At 64.9% G+C, this 24,660-nt stretch carries 22 protein-coding genes; 11 read left to right on the forward strand and 11 right to left on the reverse strand.

What is annotated here, in order from left to right; all coding sequences use genetic code 11:
* The first annotated feature begins 4 nt into the window (after positions 1 to 4).
* Entirely contained in the window at positions 5 to 478 is a 474-nt protein-coding gene (locus A6A40_RS07210) for an NfeD family protein (RefSeq protein WP_063634797.1), read from the forward strand.
* Positions 479 to 650: 172 nt separating this feature from the next.
* Here the strand turns inward: A6A40_RS07210 and A6A40_RS07215 are convergent, their stop codons facing one another.
* The 6 genes from A6A40_RS07215 to A6A40_RS07240 all read right to left on the reverse strand — a co-directional run bounded on the left by A6A40_RS07215 (position 651) and on the right by A6A40_RS07240 (position 6,818).
* Positions 651 to 1,043 (reverse strand): VOC family protein, encoded by a 393-nt coding sequence (locus A6A40_RS07215; protein ID WP_063634798.1) that lies wholly within the window; start codon positions 1,041 to 1,043, stop codon positions 651 to 653.
* Positions 1,044 to 1,162: 119 nt separating this feature from the next.
* Positions 1,163 to 1,531 (reverse strand): GcrA family cell cycle regulator, encoded by a 369-nt coding sequence (locus A6A40_RS07220; protein WP_063634799.1) that lies wholly within the window; start codon positions 1,529 to 1,531, stop codon positions 1,163 to 1,165.
* 174 nt (positions 1,532 to 1,705) lie between these two features.
* Positions 1,706 to 2,521 (reverse strand): anti-sigma factor family protein, encoded by an 816-nt coding sequence (locus tag A6A40_RS07225; protein ID WP_063634800.1) that lies wholly within the window; start codon positions 2,519 to 2,521, stop codon positions 1,706 to 1,708.
* A complete protein-coding gene (locus tag A6A40_RS07230) occupies positions 2,521 to 3,072 on the reverse strand; it encodes an RNA polymerase sigma factor (RefSeq protein ID WP_063634801.1) in 552 nt (183 codons plus the stop codon). Before A6A40_RS07230 ends, A6A40_RS07225 begins: the two co-directional genes overlap by 1 nt.
* A gap of 42 nt (positions 3,073 to 3,114) precedes the next feature.
* Positions 3,115 to 4,560, reverse strand: coding sequence for an NADP-dependent isocitrate dehydrogenase (locus tag A6A40_RS07235; RefSeq protein WP_063634802.1), 1,446 nt, complete (start codon positions 4,558 to 4,560; stop codon positions 3,115 to 3,117).
* Between the two features lie 143 nt (positions 4,561 to 4,703).
* The gene (locus A6A40_RS07240) at positions 4,704 to 6,818 is read right to left on the reverse strand and encodes a multicopper oxidase family protein (protein WP_063636165.1); all 2,115 of its coding nucleotides are present in this window, start codon (positions 6,816 to 6,818) and stop codon (positions 4,704 to 4,706) included.
* Positions 6,819 to 7,091: 273 nt separating this feature from the next.
* Here A6A40_RS07240 and A6A40_RS07245 point away from each other — a divergent pair, with 273 nt between their 5' ends.
* The gene (locus tag A6A40_RS07245; protein WP_199275892.1) at positions 7,092 to 9,335 is read left to right on the forward strand and encodes an SLC26A/SulP transporter family protein; all 2,244 of its coding nucleotides are present in this window, start codon (positions 7,092 to 7,094) and stop codon (positions 9,333 to 9,335) included.
* 107 nt (positions 9,336 to 9,442) lie between these two features.
* Here A6A40_RS07245 and A6A40_RS07250 read toward each other — a convergent pair whose 3' ends face one another.
* Positions 9,443 to 10,171: a hypothetical protein gene (locus A6A40_RS07250; RefSeq protein WP_063634804.1), complete on the reverse strand. Its 729-nt coding sequence runs from the start codon at positions 10,169 to 10,171 to the stop codon at positions 9,443 to 9,445.
* A gap of 627 nt (positions 10,172 to 10,798) precedes the next feature.
* On the opposite strand from A6A40_RS07250, the gene A6A40_RS07255 reads away from it, so the two are divergent.
* On the forward strand, positions 10,799 to 11,149 hold the full coding sequence (locus tag A6A40_RS07255; RefSeq protein WP_063634805.1) for a hypothetical protein: 351 nt from the start codon (positions 10,799 to 10,801) through the stop codon (positions 11,147 to 11,149).
* A 516-nt stretch (positions 11,150 to 11,665) separates the two neighbouring features.
* Entirely contained in the window at positions 11,666 to 12,310 is a 645-nt protein-coding gene (locus tag A6A40_RS30350; protein ID WP_146191544.1) for a hypothetical protein, read from the forward strand.
* 54 nt (positions 12,311 to 12,364) lie between these two features.
* On the opposite strand, the gene A6A40_RS07260 is transcribed toward A6A40_RS30350, so the two are convergent.
* Complete coding sequence (locus tag A6A40_RS07260; protein ID WP_063634806.1) at positions 12,365 to 13,555, reverse strand: vWA domain-containing protein; 1,191 nt, start codon at positions 13,553 to 13,555, stop codon at positions 12,365 to 12,367.
* 61 nt (positions 13,556 to 13,616) lie between these two features.
* Between A6A40_RS07260 and A6A40_RS07265 the strand changes: the two genes are divergently transcribed.
* Together A6A40_RS07265 and ccoG are read left to right on the forward strand one after the other, a co-directional pair.
* A complete protein-coding gene (locus A6A40_RS07265; RefSeq protein WP_063634807.1) occupies positions 13,617 to 14,195 on the forward strand; it encodes an HD domain-containing protein in 579 nt (192 codons plus the stop codon).
* Between the two features lie 107 nt (positions 14,196 to 14,302).
* The gene (ccoG, locus tag A6A40_RS07270) at positions 14,303 to 15,820 is read left to right on the forward strand and encodes a cytochrome c oxidase accessory protein CcoG (RefSeq protein ID WP_063634808.1); all 1,518 of its coding nucleotides are present in this window, start codon (positions 14,303 to 14,305) and stop codon (positions 15,818 to 15,820) included.
* 87 nt (positions 15,821 to 15,907) lie between these two features.
* Here ccoG and A6A40_RS30355 read toward each other — a convergent pair whose 3' ends face one another.
* The 3 genes from A6A40_RS30355 to A6A40_RS07275 form a co-directional block, all read right to left on the reverse strand.
* The gene (locus tag A6A40_RS30355) at positions 15,908 to 16,342 is read right to left on the reverse strand and encodes a hypothetical protein (RefSeq protein WP_146191545.1); all 435 of its coding nucleotides are present in this window, start codon (positions 16,340 to 16,342) and stop codon (positions 15,908 to 15,910) included.
* Positions 16,343 to 16,408: 66 nt separating this feature from the next.
* Entirely contained in the window at positions 16,409 to 16,798 is a 390-nt protein-coding gene (locus A6A40_RS30360) for a hypothetical protein (protein WP_146191546.1), read from the reverse strand.
* A 424-nt stretch (positions 16,799 to 17,222) separates the two neighbouring features.
* A complete protein-coding gene (locus A6A40_RS07275) occupies positions 17,223 to 20,069 on the reverse strand; it encodes a [protein-PII] uridylyltransferase (protein ID WP_063634810.1) in 2,847 nt (948 codons plus the stop codon).
* A 416-nt stretch (positions 20,070 to 20,485) separates the two neighbouring features.
* Between A6A40_RS07275 and A6A40_RS07280 the strand changes: the two genes are divergently transcribed.
* The 5 genes from A6A40_RS07280 to A6A40_RS07300 all read left to right on the forward strand — a co-directional run bounded on the left by A6A40_RS07280 (position 20,486) and on the right by A6A40_RS07300 (position 24,655).
* A complete protein-coding gene (locus A6A40_RS07280; protein ID WP_063634812.1) occupies positions 20,486 to 20,833 on the forward strand; it encodes a hypothetical protein in 348 nt (115 codons plus the stop codon).
* A 171-nt stretch (positions 20,834 to 21,004) separates the two neighbouring features.
* Positions 21,005 to 21,346, forward strand: a complete 342-nt coding sequence (locus A6A40_RS07285) for a hypothetical protein (RefSeq protein WP_146191547.1) — start codon at positions 21,005 to 21,007, stop codon at positions 21,344 to 21,346.
* 54 nt (positions 21,347 to 21,400) lie between these two features.
* Positions 21,401 to 22,261, forward strand: a complete 861-nt coding sequence (locus tag A6A40_RS07290) for a YdcF family protein (RefSeq protein ID WP_236783766.1) — start codon at positions 21,401 to 21,403, stop codon at positions 22,259 to 22,261.
* 132 nt (positions 22,262 to 22,393) lie between these two features.
* A complete protein-coding gene (locus A6A40_RS07295; RefSeq protein ID WP_063634814.1) occupies positions 22,394 to 23,365 on the forward strand; it encodes a septal ring lytic transglycosylase RlpA family protein in 972 nt (323 codons plus the stop codon).
* An 87-nt stretch (positions 23,366 to 23,452) separates the two neighbouring features.
* Positions 23,453 to 24,655 carry a D-alanyl-D-alanine carboxypeptidase family protein gene (locus A6A40_RS07300; RefSeq protein ID WP_063634816.1) on the forward strand — a complete coding sequence of 401 codons (1,203 nt, stop codon included), beginning with the start codon at positions 23,453 to 23,455 and terminating at the stop codon, positions 24,653 to 24,655.
* Positions 24,656 to 24,660: the final 5 nt, after the last annotated feature.

Genomic DNA, 24,660 nt, shown 5'->3' on the forward strand with positions numbered 1-24,660 from the left:
CCGCATGTCGCCGCTGCTGTGGGGAGCGCTGGGTGCTTTGCTGATTGCAGCGGAATTGGTGCTGCCCGGAATCTTCCTGATCTGGTTCGGCGGGGCGGCTTTGCTGACCGGCCTCGTCACTGCACTCTGGCACGATTGGGGGCTGATCAGCGAGGCTGGCTTCTTCACCATCGCCGCGGGCACCGCAGTGGGCATCGCCATTGCCCATGCCCGGCGGCGCAACGCGTCGGCGGAAGTCGACGCCTCACGGATCAACGACCGTGCAGGCCAGTTGGTCGGTCGGGCAGTGATGCTGACTGAACCGATCGCCAACGGCCACGGACGCGTGTTCGTCGGCGACACGCTATGGGCGGTGGAAGGGCCGGACCGGCCGGCCGGAACCGCCATGGTGGTCGCCGGGCACCGCGGAATGATACTGCTGCTTCAAGATGCGACGGAGCCACCACGGCAGAGTACGCATCACGGTGCGGCGGAGTGACCGGGAATCCGCCGAAAAGGCGCTGCGTGCCGACACACCGTCTCCTGCCCGACGGGGAGCCATCAAGCTCCGTTGGAGGAGCGCCGAGCACGAACAGGCGGTGAGAGCAGAAATCGTTGGCGTTGAGCGAGGTGGCTGCCGTTGTCCGTCGGCCTGTTGCGAGGTGTCGGCTCTATCCCCCGGCGACCGGTGAGCAGATCTCGACCAGACATCCATCCATATCGCGGACATAGCCGACGATCTGACCCCAGGGCTTCTCGACCGGCGATGATACGGCATCTGCTCCCGCGGCGATGGCCTTCGCATAGGCCGCTCGGGGATCGTCGGTCACGAGAGCGATCTCGAAGCCAGAGGGAATCTCACCCTTGCGGTTGGGGCGGATCGCGAGGCCATTCATTTCCGCCATCGACTCACCGGCGAAGGCCAAGGTCGTTTCACCGGTATCGAGTTCCGCATACAGGTTGCTTTCATGCACGAAGCGACGCTTCAGGCCGAAGGCACGTTCGTAGAAATCAATCGTGGCAGGCACGTCGGCAACATAGATGATGGTGTATCCGAGCTTCATGATGCGCTCCCGACCTGTTTGCGGCGCCCCGCTTTCTGCGTTCTTCCCCGCGCAGCCACCAAACAAAAAAGCCCGTCTCTCCCCCGAGAGCGGGCTTTTCCGAATGATCGGTCGGCGGGTCAGGCGGCGCCGACGTTGCGCTCCTCGTCACGCTTCTTGCTGCCTGAAGCAGGCTGGTAAGCCAAGGCGGCATGTTCGGCGCAATAGGGCATGCCAGGCAAGGCGGTCTTGCCGCAGAAATGGAAATCCTGGTGCTTGGGATCGCCGACCGGCCATTTGCACATCCGCTCCGTCAGAGCGAGGATGGTGGCGCCGCGCGTCGGCTTTTTCTTGATGGGCGACGGCCGGCCCGACAACCCCAGGCGGTGGGCCTTGCCGATGACCGCGTTGCGGGTGATGTCTCCCAGAATGTCGGCGATTTCGCTCGCGCTCAACCCCTGGGACCAGAGATCCTTGAGCTGTTGAATTCGCTCGTCCGTCCAACTCATCCCCGAGTACTCCCGATCCGGTGTCCGGTTATGTTGTGGCAAACGGGTCACGGTCTAGTGCCGTTTTCCATAAGCCGCAACATTTTGTGCCAGCCGGAGAGGAAGCTACCAGATGACGGCCGCTGACGATAGGGGGGCGCGGCAACATTCCTGTTGATAAGTCCGTGGGTAGACTCATGAATTCAGGGCGCCATACACTTCCTCGGCAACGCCGGACAGAGTGTCCCGATCGAGCTCGCCAGTGACGGCCAATGCTAAACCATTGTCCTGCCAATACAATGCACGCACCCTCCCATCCTGGGCGAAACGGAACGCCGAACCTGAGGTGTTGGAAGTCGGACGGATATACAACGTGATGCGACGCCCCGCCGCATCCTCGTACATGTACAAGGCCACAGGTCCAGCGGAATCGGCCAGAAGACGCCCGCCGATCAGCTGGTATCCCCCTCGTGTGACTCTGGGGCAACGCATGGTCTTGCCCAGCCGCTTGGACAGCCAGTTCACCAGATGCGCCTCCTCCTCCACACCGATCTCGACCGGGTGGCGGACCTCGACTGAGAAGACACGATGAGCGGAGACGGCATCGGCGATGAAGGCCGCGGTCGGAGGTTCTCCCGCTCCTGCCATCCGGTCGCGCAGAAGCCAGCCGCTTGCCCCGCCGGCAACGAAGACCAGCAGCGTGGCGGCGACCGCGGTCCGCCACAGCGCGCCCCTACCCCAGCCTGAAACGCTCCAGCGGCTGGACGTGAATTCCGGATGCTCTCGCGCGGTGAAGGGCGGGATCAGGCGGTCTGGCAGCGGCTGGTCGATCAGCGGACCGAAACACTGCCCCAGCATGGCACGCTGTGCACGGTAGCGTTCGAAGCGCTGGGCGATCTCGGGATGGTCGGCAAGATGGCGCTCGACGTCGGCCAGACGCTCCTCCGGCAATTCGCCGTCCAGCCAGGCATGCAGCTCGGCCTCGGACACGGGATTGCGGGTGCCGCTCATCACTTGATCCTCCTGACCATCTGCTGGGTTCCACCGTCCAGGAGGACCCTCAGCTTCTCGCGCGCGCGGGCCAGCCGCGACATCACCGTCCCGATCGGCAGTTCCAGCACCTCCGCCACCTCGCGATAGGACAATCCCTCCATTCCCGTCAGCAGCAGGATGGTACGGTGTTCGTCGCTCAGTTGGGCGAAGGCGCGGGCGAAGTCGCGCACCGCCCCGCGGTCGGCCGGCGGCGCGCTGAGCGCCAGATCGTCGGCCAGATCCTCCACCGGCACCTCCGCCCCGCGCCGGCGCCGCCCGCGCTGGCCGGAGATGTGCAGATTGTGCAGAATGGTCATCAGCCAGCCGCCGAGCTTCGACGGATCGCGAAGTGCATGGCGGTTGGCCAGCGCCTTTTCCACGCAATCCTGGACCAGATCGTCGGCATCGGACCGGTTGCCCACCAGGGCGGTGGCATAGCGCCGAAGCCGCGGCACATGGTCGGCGATGGCGCGGTCATCCATGTCGGGCAGGCTCATCAAAGGTCCGGGAAGGGCATCGTCACCGGTCATGACGCCCCGCCCCGGCGCTTTATTCCAGCCGCGCCCATGAAATCATTGCCCCGGCGAGGAGAAGCCGGCCTTGCCGTCGAAATTGCACAGGTTCTCGGTCTGGGTGAAGTCAATCCCGGCCTCGGCCAGACGGCCCAGCAGCTCGACGATGGCCCCATGCTGCACCGGCCCGCCCTGCGCCAGGAAACGGCAGCGCCAATGATCGGTGCAGAAGACGTCGGCGTTGCCGTCCGGCCAGACCCGTTGCGATCGGTTGGAGATGCTGGCCAGCGTCAACGCCTCGGTCGACAGCGGCAACACCAGCTCCGCCAGATCGTCGGGCAGGCCGCCGGACCATTGCAGGAAGACGTCGACCCCCACCAGCTCCTTCAGCGCGCGGACGCGCGGCGCCAGCCGGTTCAGACCGTCATAGGCGGGTCGCATGGTGGAGTAGCCGACCGGCGGCATGGTGACGGGGGTCTGCCCCAGCCGCTCCACCACCGCCTCGGCGAAGGCGCCGGTGCCGGCACGCACCCGGCCCAGGCCGCGGGCATAGATGTCGGCGGTGTGGATGCCGTCCTCGATCGTCTTCAGCCACGCATTGTGGATGCGTGCGGCGATGTCGCCCTGGCCGATATGGACCAGCATCATCACCGCGGCCATCAGCAGGCCGGAGGGGTTGGCGATCCCCTGCCCGGCGATCATCGGAGCGGAGCCGTGGATCGCCTCGAACATGGCGCAGGTCTCGCCGATGTTGGCGGAGCCGGCCAGCCCGACCGATCCGGTCAGCTGGGCGGCGATGTCCGACACAATGTCGCCATAGAGGTTCAAAGTCACGATGACGTCGAAGCGGTCCGGCTGGTCGGCCAGCCGGGCGGCGCCGATGTCGACGATCATGTGGTCGGCCTTGATCTCCGGATAATCCGCCGCGATCTCGTAGAAGATCTTCAGGAACAGCCCGTCCGTCATCTTCATGACGTTGTCCTTGACGAAGGCCGTCACCTTTTGCCGGTGGTTGGAGCGGGCGAAGTCGAAGGCGTAGCGGACGATGCGCTCCGACCCCGGGCGCGAGATCAGCTTCACCGACTGGATCACGTCGTCGGTCTGCCGGTGCTCGATCCCGGCATAGAGGTCTTCCTCGTTCTCGCGGATGATCACCACGTCCATGCGCGGATGCCGGGTCCGCACATAGGGGTGGTAGGACACGCAGGGTCGGACATTGGCGAACAGGCCCAGCGTGGTGCGGGCGACGACGTTCAGCGACTTGTTGCCGTATCCCTGGGGCATGGTGATCGGCCCCTTGAGGAAGACGCGCGTGCGGCGGATCGACCCCCAGCCGGCGGCATCCAGACCGCCGGGATGGCCGCGCTTGTAGACCGCCTCGCCCGCCGGAACCTCTTCCACCTTCAGCCGCGCGCCGGCGGCAGTCATCACATGAAGCACCGCGTCCATGATTTCCGGGCCGATGCCGTCGCCGCGGGCGACCGTGACGGGGGTGATATCGCGCATGCACTCACTCCAAGGGGACGCGCGACCGTAGACGGAAACCGGGGGATTTTTCAATGGTTGGAGGCAGCGACGGATCGCAGCAACCGGCCGGCAACGGCGGCTCCCCCTCTTCCCGCCGGGGCAGGAAGAGGGGGGCGCACCGGTCAGTGATGGGCCCCGGCAAGGCCGCCGCGGCCGTCCGGCACACCGATGCTGACATTCTGCATCATGCCCTGGTCCTCATGGTCGAGGATGTGGCAGTGCAGGACATACTCACCGATGAAGCGCTCGTACCGGGTGCGGACGGTCACCTTGTAGGTGCCCTTCGGCGGTTCGGTGGAGGTGAGCGGCTGGGTGATGTCGCTCTTCACCCAGATGGTGTCCTTCCACACGCCCTTCATGCCGGCATAGTCGGGATCGCCGGACCCGGCCTCGCTGACGTCGCGCCCGTCGGGGCCGATGATCGACACGACCTGGAACGGATTGACGTGGATGTGGAAGGGATGGCTGACGAAGTAGGACTGCAGTTCCCATTGCTGGGCCGTGCCCAGCACCAGCGGCCGGTCGACCACGCCCGGCTGGTAGGCGGACGCCCCCTTGGGGCCATAGGTGCCGTCGGGGTTCTGCACCACCTCGAAGCTGTTGGAGACCTGGAACAGCGGGTTGGTCCGCGTCGCCCCGTTGGGCGGGATGTTGATGTAGAAGACCAGTTCCTGCTTGGGCTGGTGCACCACCTCATGCTCGGTGATCGGCGGGTGGGCGGTGAAACGGGTGAAGCGCGGGCAATAGGGGGTGTCGACCATCGTCTTGCCGAAGCAGCGCGCGTTCAGGTCGCCGATCACCTCCTTGGCGACGGCCGGAGCATATTTGGTCGCGTTGGCCGACAACTGGCGGATGATCTCCTTCACCGGATCCTTGACCACCCGGTCGCCCCGCACGCGGACGAAGCCGAGCACGCCGGTGGAGGTCGCGGTCTGGTCCGGGCTGGCGTTGGCCGCCGACGGCTTGTTGACCACGCAGTAGATGCCGGGCTCGGGGAAATTGACCAGCAGGTCGTCGCGATAGCCGGGCTGCATCGGCACGCTGGTGCGCACCTGCCCTTCGTTCAGGGTCAGGCCGTCCGCGGCAGCCAGGATGTAGGGCACCGGCTGTCCGGTGCAGCGTTCCTTGGCGAAACGGTCCTGGTCGGCGGCCGAGAGGGTCTTTTCGCGCTGGAAGAAATCGGTGGCGTCGAGCTTGCGGAACTCCACCGTGATGGGGGAGCGCACGCCGCCATGGATCAGGCGCCAGCGCTCGGTCTCGCCGACCTTGGCATTGGCGAAGATCGGGCGCACGCGGCCGTTGACGGTGGTGAAGCGCCCCGACTGTTCCCAGCTGTTCGGCCCGAACTGGTCGTAGGACACGATCTCGCCCACCTCGCCCGGCGCACAGCTCCAGTCGATGGTCTTCTTCACCGGGTCGATGTATTTCAGCTTGCCGTCCTTGGTGCAGGCGTAGGGGATCTGCTCGAACAGCAGGACCCGCTCGGTCATCGCCACGCCCTTGGGGCTCTTCAGCAGGGTGTCGAGGTCGCCGTTGGCATCGCGCGTCGGCGGGCGGTCGCCGCGGATGATGAGCGCGCCGGCCATGCCGCTGCCCACCTGCAGCGCGGTGGAGCCGTGGCGGTGCGGGTGATACCAGAAGGTGCCGGCCGGATGGTCGGCCGGGATGTTGTATTCATATTCGAAGCTGACGCCGGGATTGATCGACACCAGCACATTGTCGCTGTTGCCGGTCGGGCTGACCCAGACGCCGTGGCTGTGCAGGTTGGTGCCGTTGAAGCAGTGCGGGGTGTTGATGTCCGTATGCGCCTGAGTGTTGCAGTCCGGGTCGGGCGGCAGCTGATTCTGCAGCTTGATGCGCACCGTGTCGCCCGGCGTCGCTTCGATGGTCGGGGCGACATAGGGGTGGTTGGGATCGACGGCGGTGCCGCGGTAGCTGCGCAGCCGCACCGGGTCGGGCCGCCCCTGCGCCGGGTTGCGGATGTAGCCGTCGGTGAAGGTCACGAACAGGTCGTAATTGCGCACCTGCCCGGTGTGCGGCCGGGGAGCCGCCTGCGGCTGGCGCAGCAGGAGCGAGCCGGCGCGCGGCGAGGCCGAATTGTTCAGGACCGGCGGGTTGCCGAACGCCTCTCCCGCCGCTTCGGCGCCGCCCTTCGCGGGGGCATCCGCCGCCATGGCGGCCGGCGCGACGCCCAGCGCGAGGGGCAGCAGCAGGCCCCATAAATATGTATTCTTCATGAAATGCTCCATCATATACCGATGACGGAGCGTATGGTGCGTCCTGATGATTGTGAATTGTAACATTGTCACACGTTGAATCATGTGACGCCCATCGATGGGTGGCAGCGCAATGCTGGGTGGAGGAAGACGAATCATCACCGCTTACTGCTTGCCCGGGGGCGTGGAAATCTGCTCACTGTCACGCCTGCGCCGACGGCCGGCGCCGTAGAAATCAGGCCCTCGACAGCAATGGCCGCCCCCGGCCAGGAACACCGGACCAGACCCGACATCATGAGCGACGCCCTTCCCCGGAACAGAGAGGCGCAGAACGGACAGGCCGGACGCGGCAGAAGGCTGGCCGCTTCGGCGATGATCGGGCTGATCGCCGGCATCGACAATCTGGGCAACGGGCTGGCGATTGCCGCACTTCTGTTCACCGGCCCGCTGGCCGCAGGGCTGGGCGCCGGGGTGGGCGTGGTCCTGTTGAGCGCCGCAATCCTGGCCCTGCTGGTCGCCTTGCGCAGCACGCAGCCGAACTCCGTCGCCCTGGTGCAGGAGACGGGGGTCGCCATCCTCGCCGCCACCGTCGCGGCCATGGCGGCGGGGCTGCAGGACGCGCCGGACGGGGTGAGGGTCGCCACCGCCTTCGCCATCCTGGGCGGCAGCACGCTGCTGACCGGGCTGCTGTTCTGGACGGTGGGAAGGCTGCGGCTGGGCCGGCTGGTGCGGTTCTTTCCATATCCGGTGGTGGCCGGGTTCCTGGCCGGGTCGGGCTGGCTGCTGGTGGAGGGCGCGCTGGCGATGGTCAGCGGCCGGCACGGGCTGGCGGCCGGCATCGCGGAGTTGGCAAGCCCGGCGATGGCCGTCACCGCGACGGCGGCGGTCGGGCTGGCGGCGCTGCTGGTCGCGGTGATGCGGCGCAGCGACAGCCCCTTCTCCATGCCGCTGGTTCTGCTGGCGGCGGCGCTGGCCTTCCATGCCGCCCTGCCCCTGCTGGGGCTGACGGCGGAGCAGGCGCGCGGCTGGGGCTGGCTGCCCGGCTTGGCCGGGGACGCGGGGTTCAGCCTGCCGGTGCCGACCGAGATCCTGGCCCTGGCCGATTGGAGCCGGGTGGCGGAGGCGCTGCCGGCGATGCTGTCGGTCGCGGTGCTGGGCATGCTGGGCCTTCTGTTGAATGTCAGCGGGATCGAGCTGGCCCAGGGGGAGTTGGCGCTGGGCCGCGACATCGACGCCGATGCGGAGCTGCGGACCACCGGCGCCGCCAACCTGATGGCCGGGGCGCTGGGCGGGCCGTCCGGCTATGTCGGGCTGGGGATGACCCTGCTGGCCGGGCGGATGGGCGCCACCGGGCGGGGGGCCGGGCTGGCGACCGCGGCGGTGATCCTGGGCGGGTTGTTCGTTGCGGGGTGGCTGGTGTCGGTGACGCCGGTGTTCCTGACCGCCGGGCTGATCCTGTTCCTGGGCATCGAGCTGCTGATGGAATGGCTGATCGAGGCCCGCCACCGCCTGCCGCGGACGGAGTGGCTGATCGTGCTGGCCGTGGTGCTGGCGATTGCCGGCATCGGCTTCATGGAGGGGTTGGCGCTGGGGCTGGCGGTGTCGCTGGCGATGTTCGTCTACAGCTATTCCCGGCTGCCGGTGATCCGCGGCCGTCACAGCGGGACCGAGTTGCGCAGCCGCGTCGACCGCAGCCCGGCGGCCAGCCTGCATCTGACCGGCGCCGGTGCGGCCATCGAGGCGATGCAGCTGCAGGGATACCTGTTCTTCGGCACCGCCGAGCAGATCGTCGCCCCGGTCCGCCGCCGGCTGGAGCAGGCGGGCGGGCCGTCTCTGCGCTTCCTGGTCATCGATTTCCGCCACATCAAGGGCATGGATTCGGCGGCGGCCGGGGTGTTCAGGCGCATCCGCAACCTGATGGAGGCGGCCGGCGCCACCCTGGTGCTGAGCGCCCTGCCCGCCGCGGTGGCGGAGACCTTCCGCAACAGCGGCCTGGACCCCGACCGCGACCCGGTGCTGCGCCGCGCCCCCGACCTGGACCATGCGCTGGAATCCTGCGAGGAGGCGCTGCTGGCCGAGACCGGGCGGGATGGCGGCGACGCCCCGCTGCTGCGCCATCTGGAGGGGATGACCGGGCCGCACCCGCGGCTGGCCGACGCGGTGGCGGCGCTCGACACCCTGCATATGCAGCCGGACGAGCTGCTGATCCGCGCCGGGGAGGCGGCCAGCGACATCTTCATCATCGGCAGCGGCCGGGTGAAGGTGCAGATCACCCTGCCCGACGGCCGTCCGCTGCGCCTGCGCACCATGACCGCCGGGGCGGTGGTGGGCGAGATCGCCCTGCTGCTGGGCCAGACCCGCGGCGCCGACGTGGTGGTGGAGGCCCCCTCCACCATCCACCGCCTGACCGCCGCGACCCTGGCCCGGCTGGAGCGCGAGGATCCGGAACTGGCGCTGCTCCTGCACCGCATCCTGGCGACCACGCTGGCCCAGAAGGTGACCCTGGCGAACCGGGTGATCGAGCAGGCGGCGGGGTGAGGCGGTCGGATATTGGTGAATGGAACGTTTGAAACGCTGTGAACCGTTTTCGCGGCGGCGTTCAACCGTTCCATCCGTTCACCGGGGGCCGCTTACCGGGGGGCTGCTTACCGGCGGCGGGTGTAGGGCCCGTCCCCGCCCTGCCGTTCCAGCGCGGACCCGAGATTCGGATACGGATCGCTGGGATTGTAGGTCCAGGGATAGACGCCCTTCGGCCCCTCGGCCTCCGGCCGGGCGAGGATGGCGGCGATGTCGTCCGGTTCGGGCTGGCGGCGTTCACGGATCGCACCGGGAACGCTGTCATCGTCGAACGCGGGGCCGGGCGCGGCCGGCATCTCGGCGGCGGGCACGTCCGGGGCGGCGGCGGCGGGGCCGCGGTTGCCGGGGGAGGCCTGGGCGGTGTCCGACCGGTCGGCGCCGAAATCCTTCAGCAGGCCCAGCTTCTCGGCCAGCCAGCGCACGGTGCCGGGATCGCCGATGGAGACCAGCCGTTCGATCTGCTCCGTCACCAGGGCGCGGAGCGAGGACAGGCGAAGCTCCGCCTCGCGGTTCAGCGCCTGCCTCTCCCACCAGACCCGATGGCGGAAATGCTGCGCCCCGTAATAGGCCCGCCACAGCGTGGTCCGGCTGCAGCCCATGGCACGGGCGACCTGCTGGAAAGAGGCGCCGCGCGCCAGCATGCCGGCGGCCATGATCCACTGTTCCTCGTGAAAGCGCGAACCGGGAACCAGCGAGCCATCGGGCGGGACCGGCGGCTCTTCGGCCCAGCAGGGGAAGCGGTCGGCAGGACCGGCAGTGGAGGCGGCGGCTTCGGCGGGGTTCAGGCAGTCGGGCATGGGGCGGCTCCTGGGTTGGGTGGGCACAGGCTCCTATTTCAGCGGGAAATTCCGATTCATGATAGGATAAAAATCATATTTTCAACTTCGGCCCGTCCGATGGCCGAGCTGCCTCGCCATGGGACAGGGCGGCGGCGGCCGCCGCCACCACGGCCGGCCAGGGCATGGCCCGACGGATAAGGCACAGCCGTGGAAGGCAGTTGATGAGATAATCAGTCCGATTTGGACATAATCAGTCGATTGATACATCTCATTACAAAAGACGACCATTTTTGCGCGCCTGCCATCGCAGTGATCTTAGGCGTCATTCAAGGCGATGGGTATCATCGGTGCCAATTATCCAATCAGACAAAAGCTCATCAAGGATAGCTGTTATCGTCAGAGCAAATGACGATCATACCATTGTAATAACACCACTTCAATTTTTCTCGATCACACAATAGCGTTCATTATTTATTGAATACATTAGTAAATGTAGAGACTCATTTCGTCATCGATATCTGATTCTTTTTGAATCAATCTGATCATTGATAAATAATTCAATTGGAATGATATTCCGTTTGCACCGGACAACGATGTCTTGCGTGCGTTGGATTAACGATAGTCATAGAAACCAGGAGCATAGAAATGCATTCTTCTTTCAAGGCTGGCATGATCGGCACCGTTCTGGCCATTGCGGCTTTTGCGGCAGGCGCCGCCCACGCCGACACGGTGGTCATCTCCTCCCACGCCAGTGTCGGCGCGCCGGTGCAGAACCCCTCGTCCAGCATGACCTGGGCGGCGAATCCGACCACCCCCAACCTGACGGTCCAGGTGGCCGGCAAGACCTGTTCCCTGGTCAGCTCGGCCCAGGCCATCGGCTCCACCGGCTGCAACTATGCCCTGAACGTTGCTCCGGACGGCACGATCACCGGCGCGCTGACCGCCGGCAACCCGGGCTGCACCCCGACCGCCCAGGTCGCCAGCAGCTGCAAGTAATGCTGTAAGCATCGGCGGCATGGCTCGCGCCACAGCCGCCGATGACGGTCCGGCAAGCACCCCCGCCCTCGCGTTCATCGCCGAGCCGACGCGGAGGGGGGTGTTTGGCCGGATTTTTTGCGTCAGCCACAAAAGTGATTGCGATACCTGCCGCTTCCTTGCGCCCGACCATTCCAGCAGTTTTGTTTGGCAACGCTTTCAGCAGCGTATATTGCCAGAGAATAGCCGCTTCGCACTCTTCAGCAATATTCCGCCCACTTCGACGTCAAACTGGCAGCGGCGCCGGCGGGGACGCATCCGCACGACCTTCGTCTGTCCGCGAGCATGCCGTTGGAATCGTCGAAATAGTGCATACAGGATGATGTATCTCAAAAGATAATTATGCATCGAACTATATGATCTCGCCAATACTGCGGATAAAAGTTGCCAAAATTCTATTATCTATACCTCAATAGAGATGGCGCGGTGTGCTGCTTGCCTCTTTTGGTCATAAACGTGACAATATGCAGCTAATGGGTGAAAGCAATGTTTGGCTCTATTGGCTCCCTGTTGGGATTCGGCGAAAAAAGCATCGTGGTAGCAATTGGAATTAGCGTTACACGCCTATCAGTGGAGAAAATGAACGTCGGCGGTGGAAAGTCTATTTCCCTGGACGCAAATCACTGGATGAATCAGGGAGGAACGTCAGATCAGAGGGTAATTTTTGGTGGAGAGGATTCACTTTGCAAACTATATGGTGTCAGCAAATTTGAAAAATTCGAACAACCTTTCCTGTTCAAAGACATCGGAATCAGCGACACCGTTGCATTCAATACACATGGATGCGCAAGTTTTCTTGATGCGTACAACGCCTCTCAATTTTTCTCCAGCATGAGGATGAGAGGATTCAAAGGCTGCAAGGAAATACATTTATGGGCCTGCGATGTTGGAAAAGGATATGACTGCTTTGCGCAAAATTTGACAGATGCCATTCAAAAAGAACTCAAAATTGAAGTGCCGGTATGCGCACCAGCCGGTATACTGCAGAGATCAGTTGATGGAAAATTCTCTGTTGTTGGGTTTCCAATTGACCAGGGATGGACTTGGTTCTATCCGTCGACCAAGGGGTTAAGCTCCAGCACTTATGTTGGCGCCGCCAAATCGCCGCCCCCAAGATCATAAGGCCGTTCAATCCCAAGCGTCGACACAACGTCCAGCCCAATCGAAAAGGGCATCTCACCTCCCCAACTCCCGCATGGCTCCGTCCAGCCCCTCCAGCGTCAGTGGGAACATACGGCCTCCCATCAGGCGCTGGAGCAGGCGGGTGCTTTCGGTGTAGTCCCAGTATTGCGGCGGGGTCGGGTTCAGCCAGACCGCCTTGGCGTAGACCGACAGCAGGCGCTGCATCCACACCTGACCGGCTTCCTCGTTCCAGTGCTCGACGCTGCCGCCGGGGTAGACGATCTCGTAGGGGCTCATGGCGGCGTCGCCGACGAAGACCAGCTTGTAGTCGGCGGGATAGGTGTGCAGCACGTCCCAGGTGGACATGCGCTCCGTATGGCGCCGCGCGTTGTCGCGCCAGACGCCCTCATAGACGCAGTTGTGGAAATAGAAGTGCTCCAGGTGCTTGAATTCGCTGCGCGCGGCGGAAAACAGCTCCTCCACCAGACGGATGTGGTCGTCCATCGAACCGCCGATGTCGAGGAACAGCAGCACCTTGATCGTGTTGTGCCGCTCCGGCACCATCTTCAGGTCGAGCCAGCCGGCGTTGTTGGCGGTGGCGCGGATGGTGCCGGGCAGGTCCAGCTCGCTGGCCGCGCCGCTGCGGGCGAATTTGCGCAGGCGGCGCAGCGCCACCTTGATGTTGCGGGTGCCGATCTCCACCCGGTCGTCGAGATTGCGGAACTCGCGGCGGTCCCACACCTTCACGGCACGGCGGTGGCGGCTCTCCTGCTGGCCGATGCGCACGCCCTCCGGATTGTAGCCGTAGGCGCCGAAGGGCGAGGTGCCGGCGGTGCCGATCCATTTCGAGCCGCCCTGGTGCCGGCCCTTCTGCTCGGCCAGACGCTGGGCCAGCGTCTCCATCAGCGTGTCCCAGCCGCCGAGCGCCTGGACCTGCGCCTTCTCCTCGTCGGTCAGGAAGCGTTCGGCCAGCTTGCGCAGCCACTCCTCCGGCAGGTCGGCGACGGGGACCTCCCCGGCGGCGGGTATGTCGTCGGCCAGGCCCTTGAAGGTGGCGCCGAAGACGCGGTCGAAGCGGTCGAGATTGCGCTCGTCCTTAACCAAGCATGCACGACTGAGATAATAGAAATCCTCGACGCGGAAGGACGCGGTGCCCTGCTTCATGGCCTCCATGAGCGTCAGGTACTCCGTCAGCGAGACGGGGACGCCGGCCTTGCGCAGATCGAAGAAGAAACTCGTGAACATGAGAGCGGTCCTTCGCACGGTCCTACCAAGCGGAGAGTAATGCCCCAGCCGAGAGAACGCCATGAGCCTGCCGAACGCTTCATTGCCGAACGCCCCCCTCCTCGATTTCGCGCGGGCGCTGGATTTCGCCGCGCACAAGCACATCGACCAGCGCCGCAAGGGCGTGCGCGCCGAACCCTATGTCAACCACCTGTCGGAAGTGGCCCTGCTGGTGGCGGAGGCGACGGCGGGCAAGGACCCGGTCGTGGTGATCGCCGCGCTGCTGCACGACACGCTGGAGGACACCGACGCCAGCTATGAGGAGATCGAGCAGCTGTTCGGGGCGGAGGTGGTGCAGGTCGTCGCCGAGACCACCGACGACAAGCGCATGTCGAAGGCCGAGCGCAAGCAGCACCAGATCGACGCCGCCCCCCATGCCTCGACCCGCGCGAAGCTGGTGAAGCTGGCCGACAAGGTGTCGAACCTGCGCTCCATGGCGCACAGCCCGCCCGCCGACTGGCCGCTGACCCGCAAGGTCGAGTATTTCGAATGGGCGCATGCGGTGGTCGCCGGCCTGCGCGGCACCGACGCCAGGCTGGAGGCCCTGTTCGACCGCGCCTATCACGACGGGCTGGCGGAACTGCGCGGGCAGAATGGATAAAGCCGGGGCCGGATTGATATCGCGCAATGCGGCTTCATGACGGAAGTCTTATGGAGAAGGGACGAAGCTGACGCCACCCGTGCCGCTGACGGCCGAGGAACCACGCCATGTCCCTTCCGCAAGAAGACTCCACCCTCACCCGTCGCCCCGCCCAGGCCGCCAAACCGGCCGCCGCGTCCCACGCCGAACCGCATGAGGAGCCGGGCCGGCACTGGTTCGTGAACAGGCCGAAGGTGTATGCCGCAGACGTCAAGGGCCGCTTCCGCCAGCTGAAATGGGCAGCGCTGATCGTGCTGCTGGCGATCTACTACATCACGCCGTGGATTCGCTGGGAGCGCGGGCCGGGCATTCCGGACCAGGCGGTGCTGGTCGACATGGTCGGGCGCCGCGCCTATTTCCTGTGGATCGAGATCTGGCCGCAGGAGGTCTATTACCTGACCGGCCTGCTGATCCTGGGCACCTTCGGCATCTTCTTCGCCACCACGCTGGCCGGGCGCATCTGGTGCGGCTATGCCTGCCCGCAGACGGTCTGGACCGACCTGTTCATGTGGGTGGAGCGCAAGATCGAAGGGCCGCGCACCGCCCGCATCCGGCTGGACAAGGCGCCGATGACCGGGGCCAAGCTGGCGCGCAAGGGGGCCAAGCATGCGGCCTGGGTGGCGATCTCCGTGATGACCGGCGGGGCGTGGGTGTTCTATTTCAACGACGCGCCGACGCTGATGACCGAGTTGCTGCACGGGCAGATCACCAGCGGGGTGGCGACCTTCATCGCGCTGTTCAGCTTCACCACCTACTTCTTCGCCGGCTGGGCGCGCGAGCAGATCTGCATCTATGTCTGCCCGTGGCGCAGCTTCCAGTCGGCGATGGTGGACGAGGACACCTTCCTGGTCACCTATGAGGACTGGCGCGGCGAAGGCCGCGCCCCGCTGCGCAAGTCGCAGAGCTGGGAGGAGCGCAAGGCGGCGGGGCTCGGCGACTGCATCGACTGCAAGCAGTGCGTCCATGTCTGCCCCACCGGCACCGACATCCGCGAGGGACAGCAGATCTCCTGCATCGGCTGCGGCCTGTGCGTCGATGCCTGCAACGACGTGATGATGCAGATCGGCCGGCCCATCGACCTCGTACGCTTCGACACCCAGTCGAACCAGATCGCCAAGATCGACGGCAAGCCGGAGCGGGTGAAGCTGGTGCGGCCGCGCACGGTGATCTACTCGCTGATCATGCTGGTCGTGGCCTGCGCCATGGGCATCGCGCTGATGCTGCGGCCGACGCTGGACGTCAGCGTGCTGCGCGACCGGGCGCCGCTGTTCGTGACGCTGTCGGACGGGTCGGTGCAGAACGCCTACACCATCAAGCTGCTGAACAAGACGCACATCGCCCGCAGCTATGCGGTGACGGTCGAGGGGCTGCGCGACGCGCAGTTGTCGGTGGCCGGCGATGAGGGAGCCGGCAGCGGCGGCAGCCTGACGCTGACGGCGGAGGCGGACTCGGTGGCGACCTTCCGGGTGTTCGTCAAGGTGCCGGCGGCGGCGGTGAAGTCCGGATCAACGGAAGTCGCAGTGATCGCCAAGGACCGGACCAGCGGAGAGGCCGGAAAGCACGCCAGCGTGTTCATGGCGCCATGACGGCGCCGTGATGAGGGGCAGGGATTGGGATTGGAATGGGGAGAGGCGGCGGCGATCCGCCGCCTTTTCCAATCCCGCCCCATCACCTCATGTCGCAGCGGTCTTGTTGAGATATTTCAAATCGTTGGAATAGAACATATTGTTATCGCCGGCCTTGGCATACCCTTGGCTCAACTGAACCATTGAATTATCTTCGCTAAATCCCGAAAAGATATAGACTATTGCCGATCCCTCACCGGGATATCGATAGTCACCGCCGTAAAAATAATGATCCCGGTTCAGATCTATAGAATAAGTATCTCCACCAACCTCTATCGACAGCCATATTCTGGAAAAATCATTCCAGCTTTTATTGTCATATGAAAAAATTGTGCTATTTTTATCCGGAATCTCAAGTATTTTATTTTTTACCTCTGGATATTCGCTTGGTTTGCTTTTCTCAATCAAGATTGTGTCATTGATCTTGAGGTATGAAATACCGATGGCAGAGCCGCACACATTCGTGAAGCTGAGGCTTCCCATTATTAATCTCCAATTTTGCAACGTTGATCTTCGCCGACGCCCAACAACCCTGAAAGAATTCCAGATTTATTTGGCATCCAGATATTTCATGTCATTGGAGTATTTGTATTTTTCGAGATCTGGAGAATTATAGGCATAATTCATCTGAATCTTCTTACCGTCAACACTCAGGCCGCTCAGGATATAACGGACTTTCGACCCGGAGCCAGGATACCGATAATCGCCGCCACCGAAATAATGATCTTTATTGAGATCGGCCTTATAGGTAACGGAGTCTTTTTGTATCTCTATGACGAGTCCCGAAAAGTTCTTCCAATCGGTCAAGCGATAATCCAGTTCTATGCAGCCAAGCATGGAAATTTGACTATTTTCTATCGGAAGACTTGTTCCATTGATGGAAATTGATTTAAGGGCAATATCCGTACCAGTCAAATTGAAGACGCTTATGTTTGCCATGGTCCGACCTCCGTTGAAATTTTGGAACCGCACCCGAAGGCACACGCCTATCGCGACGGTTTTGGCATCAGAACATCGATAAAAAGGTATATCAAATCCGGACCATAAGCATCATATGGCGAATGCTATGCCTGAAAGTAGTGAAATTTTTCACTTATTTGAATCAAAGCGGCAACCATCACGGGGACTTATCGATAATTCATTGGAATTATCGTCGATGCTCTCGGGAAATTCTCTCCCTGAGATTGTTTTTCATGCAGAATTTGAACGCCCAAAAGTTGACGAGTTGGCTGCGCTCATGCTGCTTTTGTGGGAATAGCCGAAACTCTGCCCGCTCGCCTCACGATCAGGACGCCTTGCGTCCTCCTCGCCCTGCCCTCTCCCCGAGGAGAGAGGGGGAGCGCACCGGGGCGAAGGTGCAATTCTACGCCCCGGACACCTTGGTGCGTGTCCGCTTCACGGTCGCCGGCGGCGGGGCGTCGCCGGTGGGATCGTCGAGCGCGCTCAGCAGGCGTTCCTTGATCTTCGCCAGCTTGCCTTCATGCGTCACCTTCAGGCCGAAGACGTCCTTCACATAGAAGACGTCGATGGCCTTCTCGCCGAAGGTGGAGACCTTGGCCGAGCTGATCTGAAGGGTCAGGTTCGACAGGGCGCGCGTCAAATCATAGAGCAGACCGGGACGGTCGCGGCCGTTGACCTCGATCACCGTGTGGGTGGTGGAGGCGTTGTTGTCGATCAGCACGCGCGGCGGCACATGGAAGACGCGGGTGCGGCTGGCCTGGGTGGTGCGGCGGGTGGACAGGTCGTTCAGCGGCTTCAACTGGCCCGACAGCACCCTCTCGATCATCACCGACAGCTTGGCCAGCTTGTCGCCGCTCTCGAAGGCGCCGCCGCCGGCGGCGTCCTGCACCGAGAAGACGTCGAGCGCCATCCCGTTGGTCATGGTGAAGATGCGGGCATCGACGATGTCGGCGCCGCAGGCGGCCAGCGCCCCGGCGAGGCGGGAGAACAGGCCGCTGTGGTCGGTGGCGTAGATCGTCACCTCCGTCACCGCGCGGCCGCGGTCGACGCGGGTTTCCACCGTCAGCGGGCGCTGCTCCCGCTCGGCATCCCGGACGATGCGGGCCTGATGGGCCAGCGTGTCAGTGTCGAAGGCCAGCCAGTAGCCGGGATAGCCCAGGCCCTTGTGATGCTCGAAAGCGGCGTCGTCGAAATCGGTCAGCTCGGCGCGCAGGGCGGACTGGGCCGACTGGATGCGCCGTCCCCTGCCCTCCACCGTCATGCCGCCCGACATCACCTCTTCGGAGCGGTTGTAGAGTTCGCGGAGCAGCGTGGCCTTCCAGTTGTTCCAGCGTTGCGGCCCCACCGCGCGGATGTCGGCCACCGTCAGCACCAGCAGCAGACGCAGCCGTTCCGGCGACTGGACCAGCGCCACGAAGTCGCGGACGGTCTTGTCGTCCTCAAGGTCGCGCTTGAAGGCGGTGTGCGACATGGCGAGGTGCCAGCGCACCAGCCACGCCACCGTCTCCGTCTCCTCCGCCGTCAGGCCGAGGCGGGGGCAGAGCTTCTCCGCCACGCGGGCCCCCAGCACGGAATGGTCGCCGCCGCGGCCCTTGGCGATGTCGTGCAGCAGGACGGCGACATAGAGCGCCCGCTTCGACACCACCTTGTGGATCACCTCGGTGGACAGCGGCAATTCGTCGGCATGCTCGCGGGACGCGATCTTGTGCAGGATGCCGAGGGCGAACAGCGTGTGCTCGTCCACCGTGTAGACATGGTACATGTCATACTGCATCTGCGCCACGACCCGGCCGAAGTCGGGGATGAAGCGGGCCATCACGCCCGCCTCGTTCATGCGGCGCAGCGTGATCTCCGGATCCTTCGGGCCGGTCAGGATGTCGAGGAACAGCCGGTTGGCTTCCGGATCGTTGCGCAGTTTCGGGCCGATGGCGGACAGCGACCGGGTGATGGCGCGCAGCGCCGCCGGATGGATGTCGATGTCGTTCATCTGGGCGGTGTGGAACAGGCGGATCATGTCGATCGGCTGCTCCTTGAATTGCTTGTCGCTGCGGGCGTTCAACCGCTCGCCATCGACGATGAAGCCGTCCACGTCCTTGCGCCGGGCGACCGAGGCCAGCCGCAGCAGGTTGAATTTCGGCGGACGCTTCGATTCCGCTTCCAGCGCCGCGCAGAAGATGCGCGTCAGGTCGCCGACATCCTTGGCGACCAGGAAGTAATGCTTCATGAATCGCTCGACGCCCTTGGTGCCGGCATGGTCGGTATAGCCCATGGCGGCGCCGATGCTGGTCTGGACGTCGAAGGTCAGGCGGTCTTCCAGCCGGCCGGTCAGGTAATGCAGGTGGCAGCGCGCGGTCCACAGGAAGTTCTGCGCCTTGGCGAAGCGCTGCGCCTCCTCCGGCGTCAGCACCTTCTTGCCGACCAGCTCGGCGACGCCCTCGACGCGGTAGAGGTACTTGGCGATCCAGAACAGGGTCTGCAGGTCGCGCAAGCCCCCCTTGCCGTCCTTCAGGTTGGGCTCCAGCACATAGCGGCTGTCGCCCATCTTCAGGTGGCGGTTGTCGCGCTCGGCCAGCTTGGCCTCGACGAATTCGGGGCCGGATCCGGCGACGACCTCCTTGTCGTAGCGCTTGCGCAGCTCGGCGAACAGCTTTCCCGGACCCCAGAGATAGCGCGATTCGAGAATGGCGGTGCGGATTGTGATGTCGGCCTTGGACTGGCGGATGCAGTCGTCGACGCTGCGCACGGCATGGCCGACCTTCAACCCCAGATCCCACAGGATATAGAGCATGTACTCGACCACCTGCTCGACCCGCGGCGTCCGCTTGTAGGGCAGCAGGAAGAGGAGGTCGATGTCGGAGAAGGGAGCCAGCTCGCCACGGCCATAGCCGCCGGTGGCCGCCACGTCGAAGACCTCGCCGGAGGTCGGGTTCGCGGTGGGGAAGATGTGGCGGACGGTGAAGTCGGCCAGGGTGCCCACCAACCGGTCGGCAAGATAGCAGTTCTCCCGCACGCACTGTTCGCCGGACCCGCCGTCGTCGAAGCGGCGCCGAACCTCCGCCCGCCCTTCGGCCAGCGCCTTGCGCAGACAGGCGATCAGCGCCGGGCGCAGCTTGTCGCCGGTGCCATGCTCGGCGACCAGATCCTCAAGCTCCCCCGACAACTTGCGGCGGGAGATGATGGCGCGCTTGTTGGGGATGGCCGGCGCGTGGGTTTCGGGCGGCGTCGGCGTCTTGGAGCGGGCGGACAGCATCGGTCGGGGAAAACCTCGGCATTCTGGCGGCTTTCGGGCGATCCGGACAGGCCGCGGCATCCGCACTATAGCGGTAAAGCCTTCAGGTAGCACGCCCGCACTGGAAAACCAGTCCCGCGGCCATGCTATGACATTCACACGTCTCAGCGTCATGTAAGCTATTGGAACAAAGTTACTTTTTTCGGTCGTCATTCCCGCGAAGGCGGGAATCCAGACTTTGCAAGCCGCTGCCCTGGAAACTCTGGATCCCCGCCTTCGCGGGGATGACGCGAAGTTTCTTTTGTCCCCGAGATTTAGCGATGACCAAAAATGCGTGAATGCCGTAGCGCCGCCATGGGGGAGTGACGGCCGTCACAGCGATCCTCGGATTGCGGCGACAGACTGTCCGGCATGGATCGCAATCGGGGACACGAACCATGACCGGCGGGAAGAGCACGGGTCGCGCGGCGGGCGAATCCTCTGCCAAGGCGCGGCGGGAACTGGCGGCGTTGAACGATGCGCTGACGCTGGCCGAACGGGGCCTGGGCCGTCAGTCGACGGCGGCGCTGATGGCGCGGCTGCTGAGGGTGGCGGCGATGCATCCGCGGTCGGTGGACGACACGCTGATGTGGCAGGTCACCGACCTCGTCACCGGCGACGACGTGTCGGACGCCGTCAAGCTGACGCTGATCCGCATGGGCTGGGCGTCCATCGTCCAGGCGCAGTATCGGACCCATGGCTTGCGGATGGTGGAGCGGCGGGTGGCGGTGATGGCGGCGGCGTGACGAGCCGGCCGGCAGGAACGGGCCGGCAGAAATTGCCCGCCGGGCAAGTTCCACCGGGTGCCGCCGCGGCCATTCCGCAAGATCGATCGGTCAACCGATGGCACGGTTTTTGCTTTTTGGATCGGACGGGCAGCCCTGACCGGGCGCCGCAACCAGACGGACGATCCCAAGATGCAGATCGACGGCTATCGGGCCTATGGATACGGCCTGCAGAACTCCAGTCCGACCCGCGCGGCGCGCAGCAGCGGCTCGTCCGACGCCGCGGGAGGCACCGGCACGGTCGCGGCCAGCCCGACCAGCGCGGCGGATGCGTTCCTGGCCGAAGCGAAGAAGACGCCGGCGGAGCGAATCCGCGACGATTGGCTTGCCCGTAACAAGATGACCGAGAAAGACCTCCAGGCGATGTCACCCGAAAAGCGGGAAGCCATCGAGAAGGAGATCGCCGAGGAATTGAAGCGGAAGCTGACCGGCGCCGAGGCCAAGCGCGGCGCGGTGATGAACCTGACGGCGTGACCGCACGCGTCGTCAGGGCGCGGTCAAACGCAGCGGCCCCGCGCCGGAGCCGCCATGCTGTTGCCTGTTGACGACCGCCGCGCTTATGGTGGCCCTCCTTTCACGGCCAAGGACTGTCCGGTGCTGTCCTTCATCCTGTCGAAGCTGCTTTGGGGCATCGTGGCGCCGGGCAACGCGCTGGTTCTGGCGGTGGCGCTGGGGGCGCTGCTGCTGCGGACGCGGCGCTGGCAGCGGGCGGGCAAGCGGATGGTCACGCTGGCGGCGGTCCTGCTGCTGCTGGTGACATACACCGGCCTGGGTGCGCTGGTGGCGCTGCCGCTGGAGAACCGCTTTCCAAAGGCCGAGCCGGAGGGGCGCATCGACGGCATCATCATGCTGGGCGGCGCGCTCAACCCGCCGATCACCGCCGACCGCGGCGATCCCTCCCTCAACGACGCGGCGGAGCGGGTCCTGGGCTTCGCCGACCTCGTCCGCCGCCATGCGGACGCCAAGGCGGTCTTCACCGGCGGGTCCGGCCGGCTGCTGGGGCAGGAATTCAAGGAGGATGTGACCGCCCGTGCCGCCCTGGCGCAGGCCGGCATCCCGGCCGACCGCGTGATCTACGAGGCGGACTCCCGCAACACCTGGGAGAATGCCGTGTTCAGCAAGGAGCTGGTGAAGCCGGCGCCGGGAGAGCGCTGGATCCTCGTCACCTCCGCCATGCACATGCCGCGGTCGGTCGGCATCTTCCGCGAAATCGGCTGGGAGGTGATCCCCTACCCCGTCGATTACCGCACCCGGACCGGCGCCAGGCCCTATCTGCGTTTCGAGTTCGGCCAGAATCTGGTGATCCTGGACGATGCGGTGCGGGAATGGATCGGACTGACCGCCTATTGGCTGATGGGCCGCACCGAGGCGCTGTTCCCGGCGCCCTGATCTTCAGGATCATTCCTCACCTGTGTCATCGTGTTTCCCGGCATTTCCAGCCATTGGCGTGGCCGTGCCACTCCGCTAGAGTGCCGCCGCCTTGGCGGTTCGAGGCGACCGGGAGATCGAGGGGTTTGGCGGATGCGTCGCAGGCGCGGGGTGGGCAGGATCGTCGTGCTGGTCGGCGTGGCAACGCTCGCCGCCTGTGCGCAGAATCCCGCCGGCACCGGCTCGGGCCTGCCGACCAGCGGCATCTACAAGGTCGGCAAGCCCTATCAGATCGGCGGCGTCTGGTATTATCCCAAGGAAGACTACGGCTATGACGAGACCGGAATCGCCTCCTGGTACGGGCCCGGCTTCCATGAGAAGACCACCGCCAACGGCGAGATCTACGACCAGGACGAACTGACCGCCGCGCACCGCACCCTGCCGATGCCGAGCCTGGTGCGGGTGACCAATCTGGACAATGGCCGCTCCATCGTGGTTCGGGTCAACGACCGCGGCCCCTACGCCAATGGCCGCATCATCGACATGTCGCGCCGCGGCGCCCAGCTGCTGGGATTCGACGGTCCCGGCACGGCGAAGGTGCGCGTCCAGATCCTGGCGGAGGAAAGCCGGGCCATCGCCGCCGCCGCGCGCCAGGGGACTCCCGCCCCGCTGCTGGCTGAGACCGACGGCCCGCCGCCCAAGGCCGCCCCACGCGGCCGGATCGAGGTGTCCGGGCCGTCCGGACCGGTGACGACGGTGTCGGCCTCCACCGGAGCGCCACGCCCTGCGGTGGTCGGCGCCCCGGTGCCGCCGCCCGCCACCGTCGCCGGCAGCATGGCGGAAGGCCGCTTCGTCCCGGCGCCGGTGGTGGCGCAGATGCCGGTGAAGCCGCGGGAGGCGATCTATGTCCAGGTCGGCGCCTTCGGCAGCGAAGAGAATGTGGCGAAGGCCCGCGCCCGGCTGTCCGCCATGGGCCAGCGCGCCAGCGTCAGCCTGACGCGGTCGGGCGGCCTGTCCCTGCATCGCGTCAGGGTCGGGCCGCTGGACAGCGTCGATCGTGCCGACACCCTGCTCAACCAGATCATACAGGCCGGCCTTACGGAGGCCAAAATCGTGGTGGATTGATCCCGGCCAGCCGATATCCACTGTGACCGCCCACCTCGACCGCTCTGCCGAGCGCCTGTGACCGAGTGCCCTTGGAGGATTGTTGCCATGAACGCTGTTGTCGTCCGCCTGTGCGCCGTTTTCGGCCGTTCCGTCGCCCTTTCCGTTGGGATGGCGGCCGGAATCGCGATGGCCGGGGCCACGATAGGCGCCGGCATGACCGCGGTCTCCGTCCAGGCCGCGACCATCGACACCATCGCCAAGCAGGCGATCCTGCTCGACCTGACCTCGAACACCGTGCTGTTCGAGAAGAACGCCGACGAGCGCATGGCGCCGTCGTCGATGAGCAAGATCATGACCGCCTACCTGACCTTCGAGGCGATCAAGGCCGGCCGCCTGACGCTGGACAGCACGCTGCCGGTCAGCGAGCGGGCGTGGCGGATGCAGGGCTCCAAGATGTTCGTGGAGCTTCACAACAACATCAAGGTCGACGACCTGATCAAGGGCATGATCGTCCAGTCGGGCAACGACGCCTGCATCGTGCTGGCCGAGGGGCTGGCCGGATCCGAGGGCTCCTTCGCCGAGCAGGCCAACCGCAAGGCGCGCGAGCTGGGGCTGAAGGGCAGCAACTTCGTCAACTCCACCGGCTGGCCCGACCCCAACCACTACATGACCGCCCGCGACATGGCGCTGCTGGCGGAGCATCTGATCAAGGATTATCCGGAATACTACCATTACTATTCGATCCGGGAGTTCAAGTATCACGGCATCAACCAGGGCAACCGCAACCCGCTGCTGTACCGCGGCATGGACGTGGACGGCATGAAGACCGGCCACACCGAGGCCGGCGGCTACGGCCTGACCGCATCGGGCGAGCGCGAGGGGCGCCGCCTGCTGCTGGTGGTCAACGGCCTGCCCAGCATGCAGGCGCGCGCCGACGAATCGGCCCGCCTGATCGAATGGGGCTTCCGCGAATTCGCCACCTACACGCTCTACAAGGGCGGCGAGACCATCGAGCAGGTGCCGGTCTGGCTGGGCGAGCAGGAAACGGTTCCCGTCACCGTGCCGCAGAACCTGAGCGTCACCATGGGCCGGGCAGACCGTCCCGGCATGAAGGTGTCGCTGGTCAGCAGCGCCCCGGTCGCGGCACCGATCAAGAAGGGCGACACGGTGGGCAAGCTGGTGATCACCGCCCCCGGCTTCCCTGGCAAGGAGGTGCCGGTGGTGGCCGCCCAGGACGTGCCGAAGGCCGGCATCTTCGGCCGCGCCTTCGCCGCCGCCAAGTATCTCGTCTTCGGCAACAGCCTGTGACCGTG

The sequence above is a fragment of the Azospirillum humicireducens genome (assembly GCF_001639105.2).
Classification (GTDB): domain Bacteria; phylum Pseudomonadota; class Alphaproteobacteria; order Azospirillales; family Azospirillaceae; genus Azospirillum; species Azospirillum humicireducens.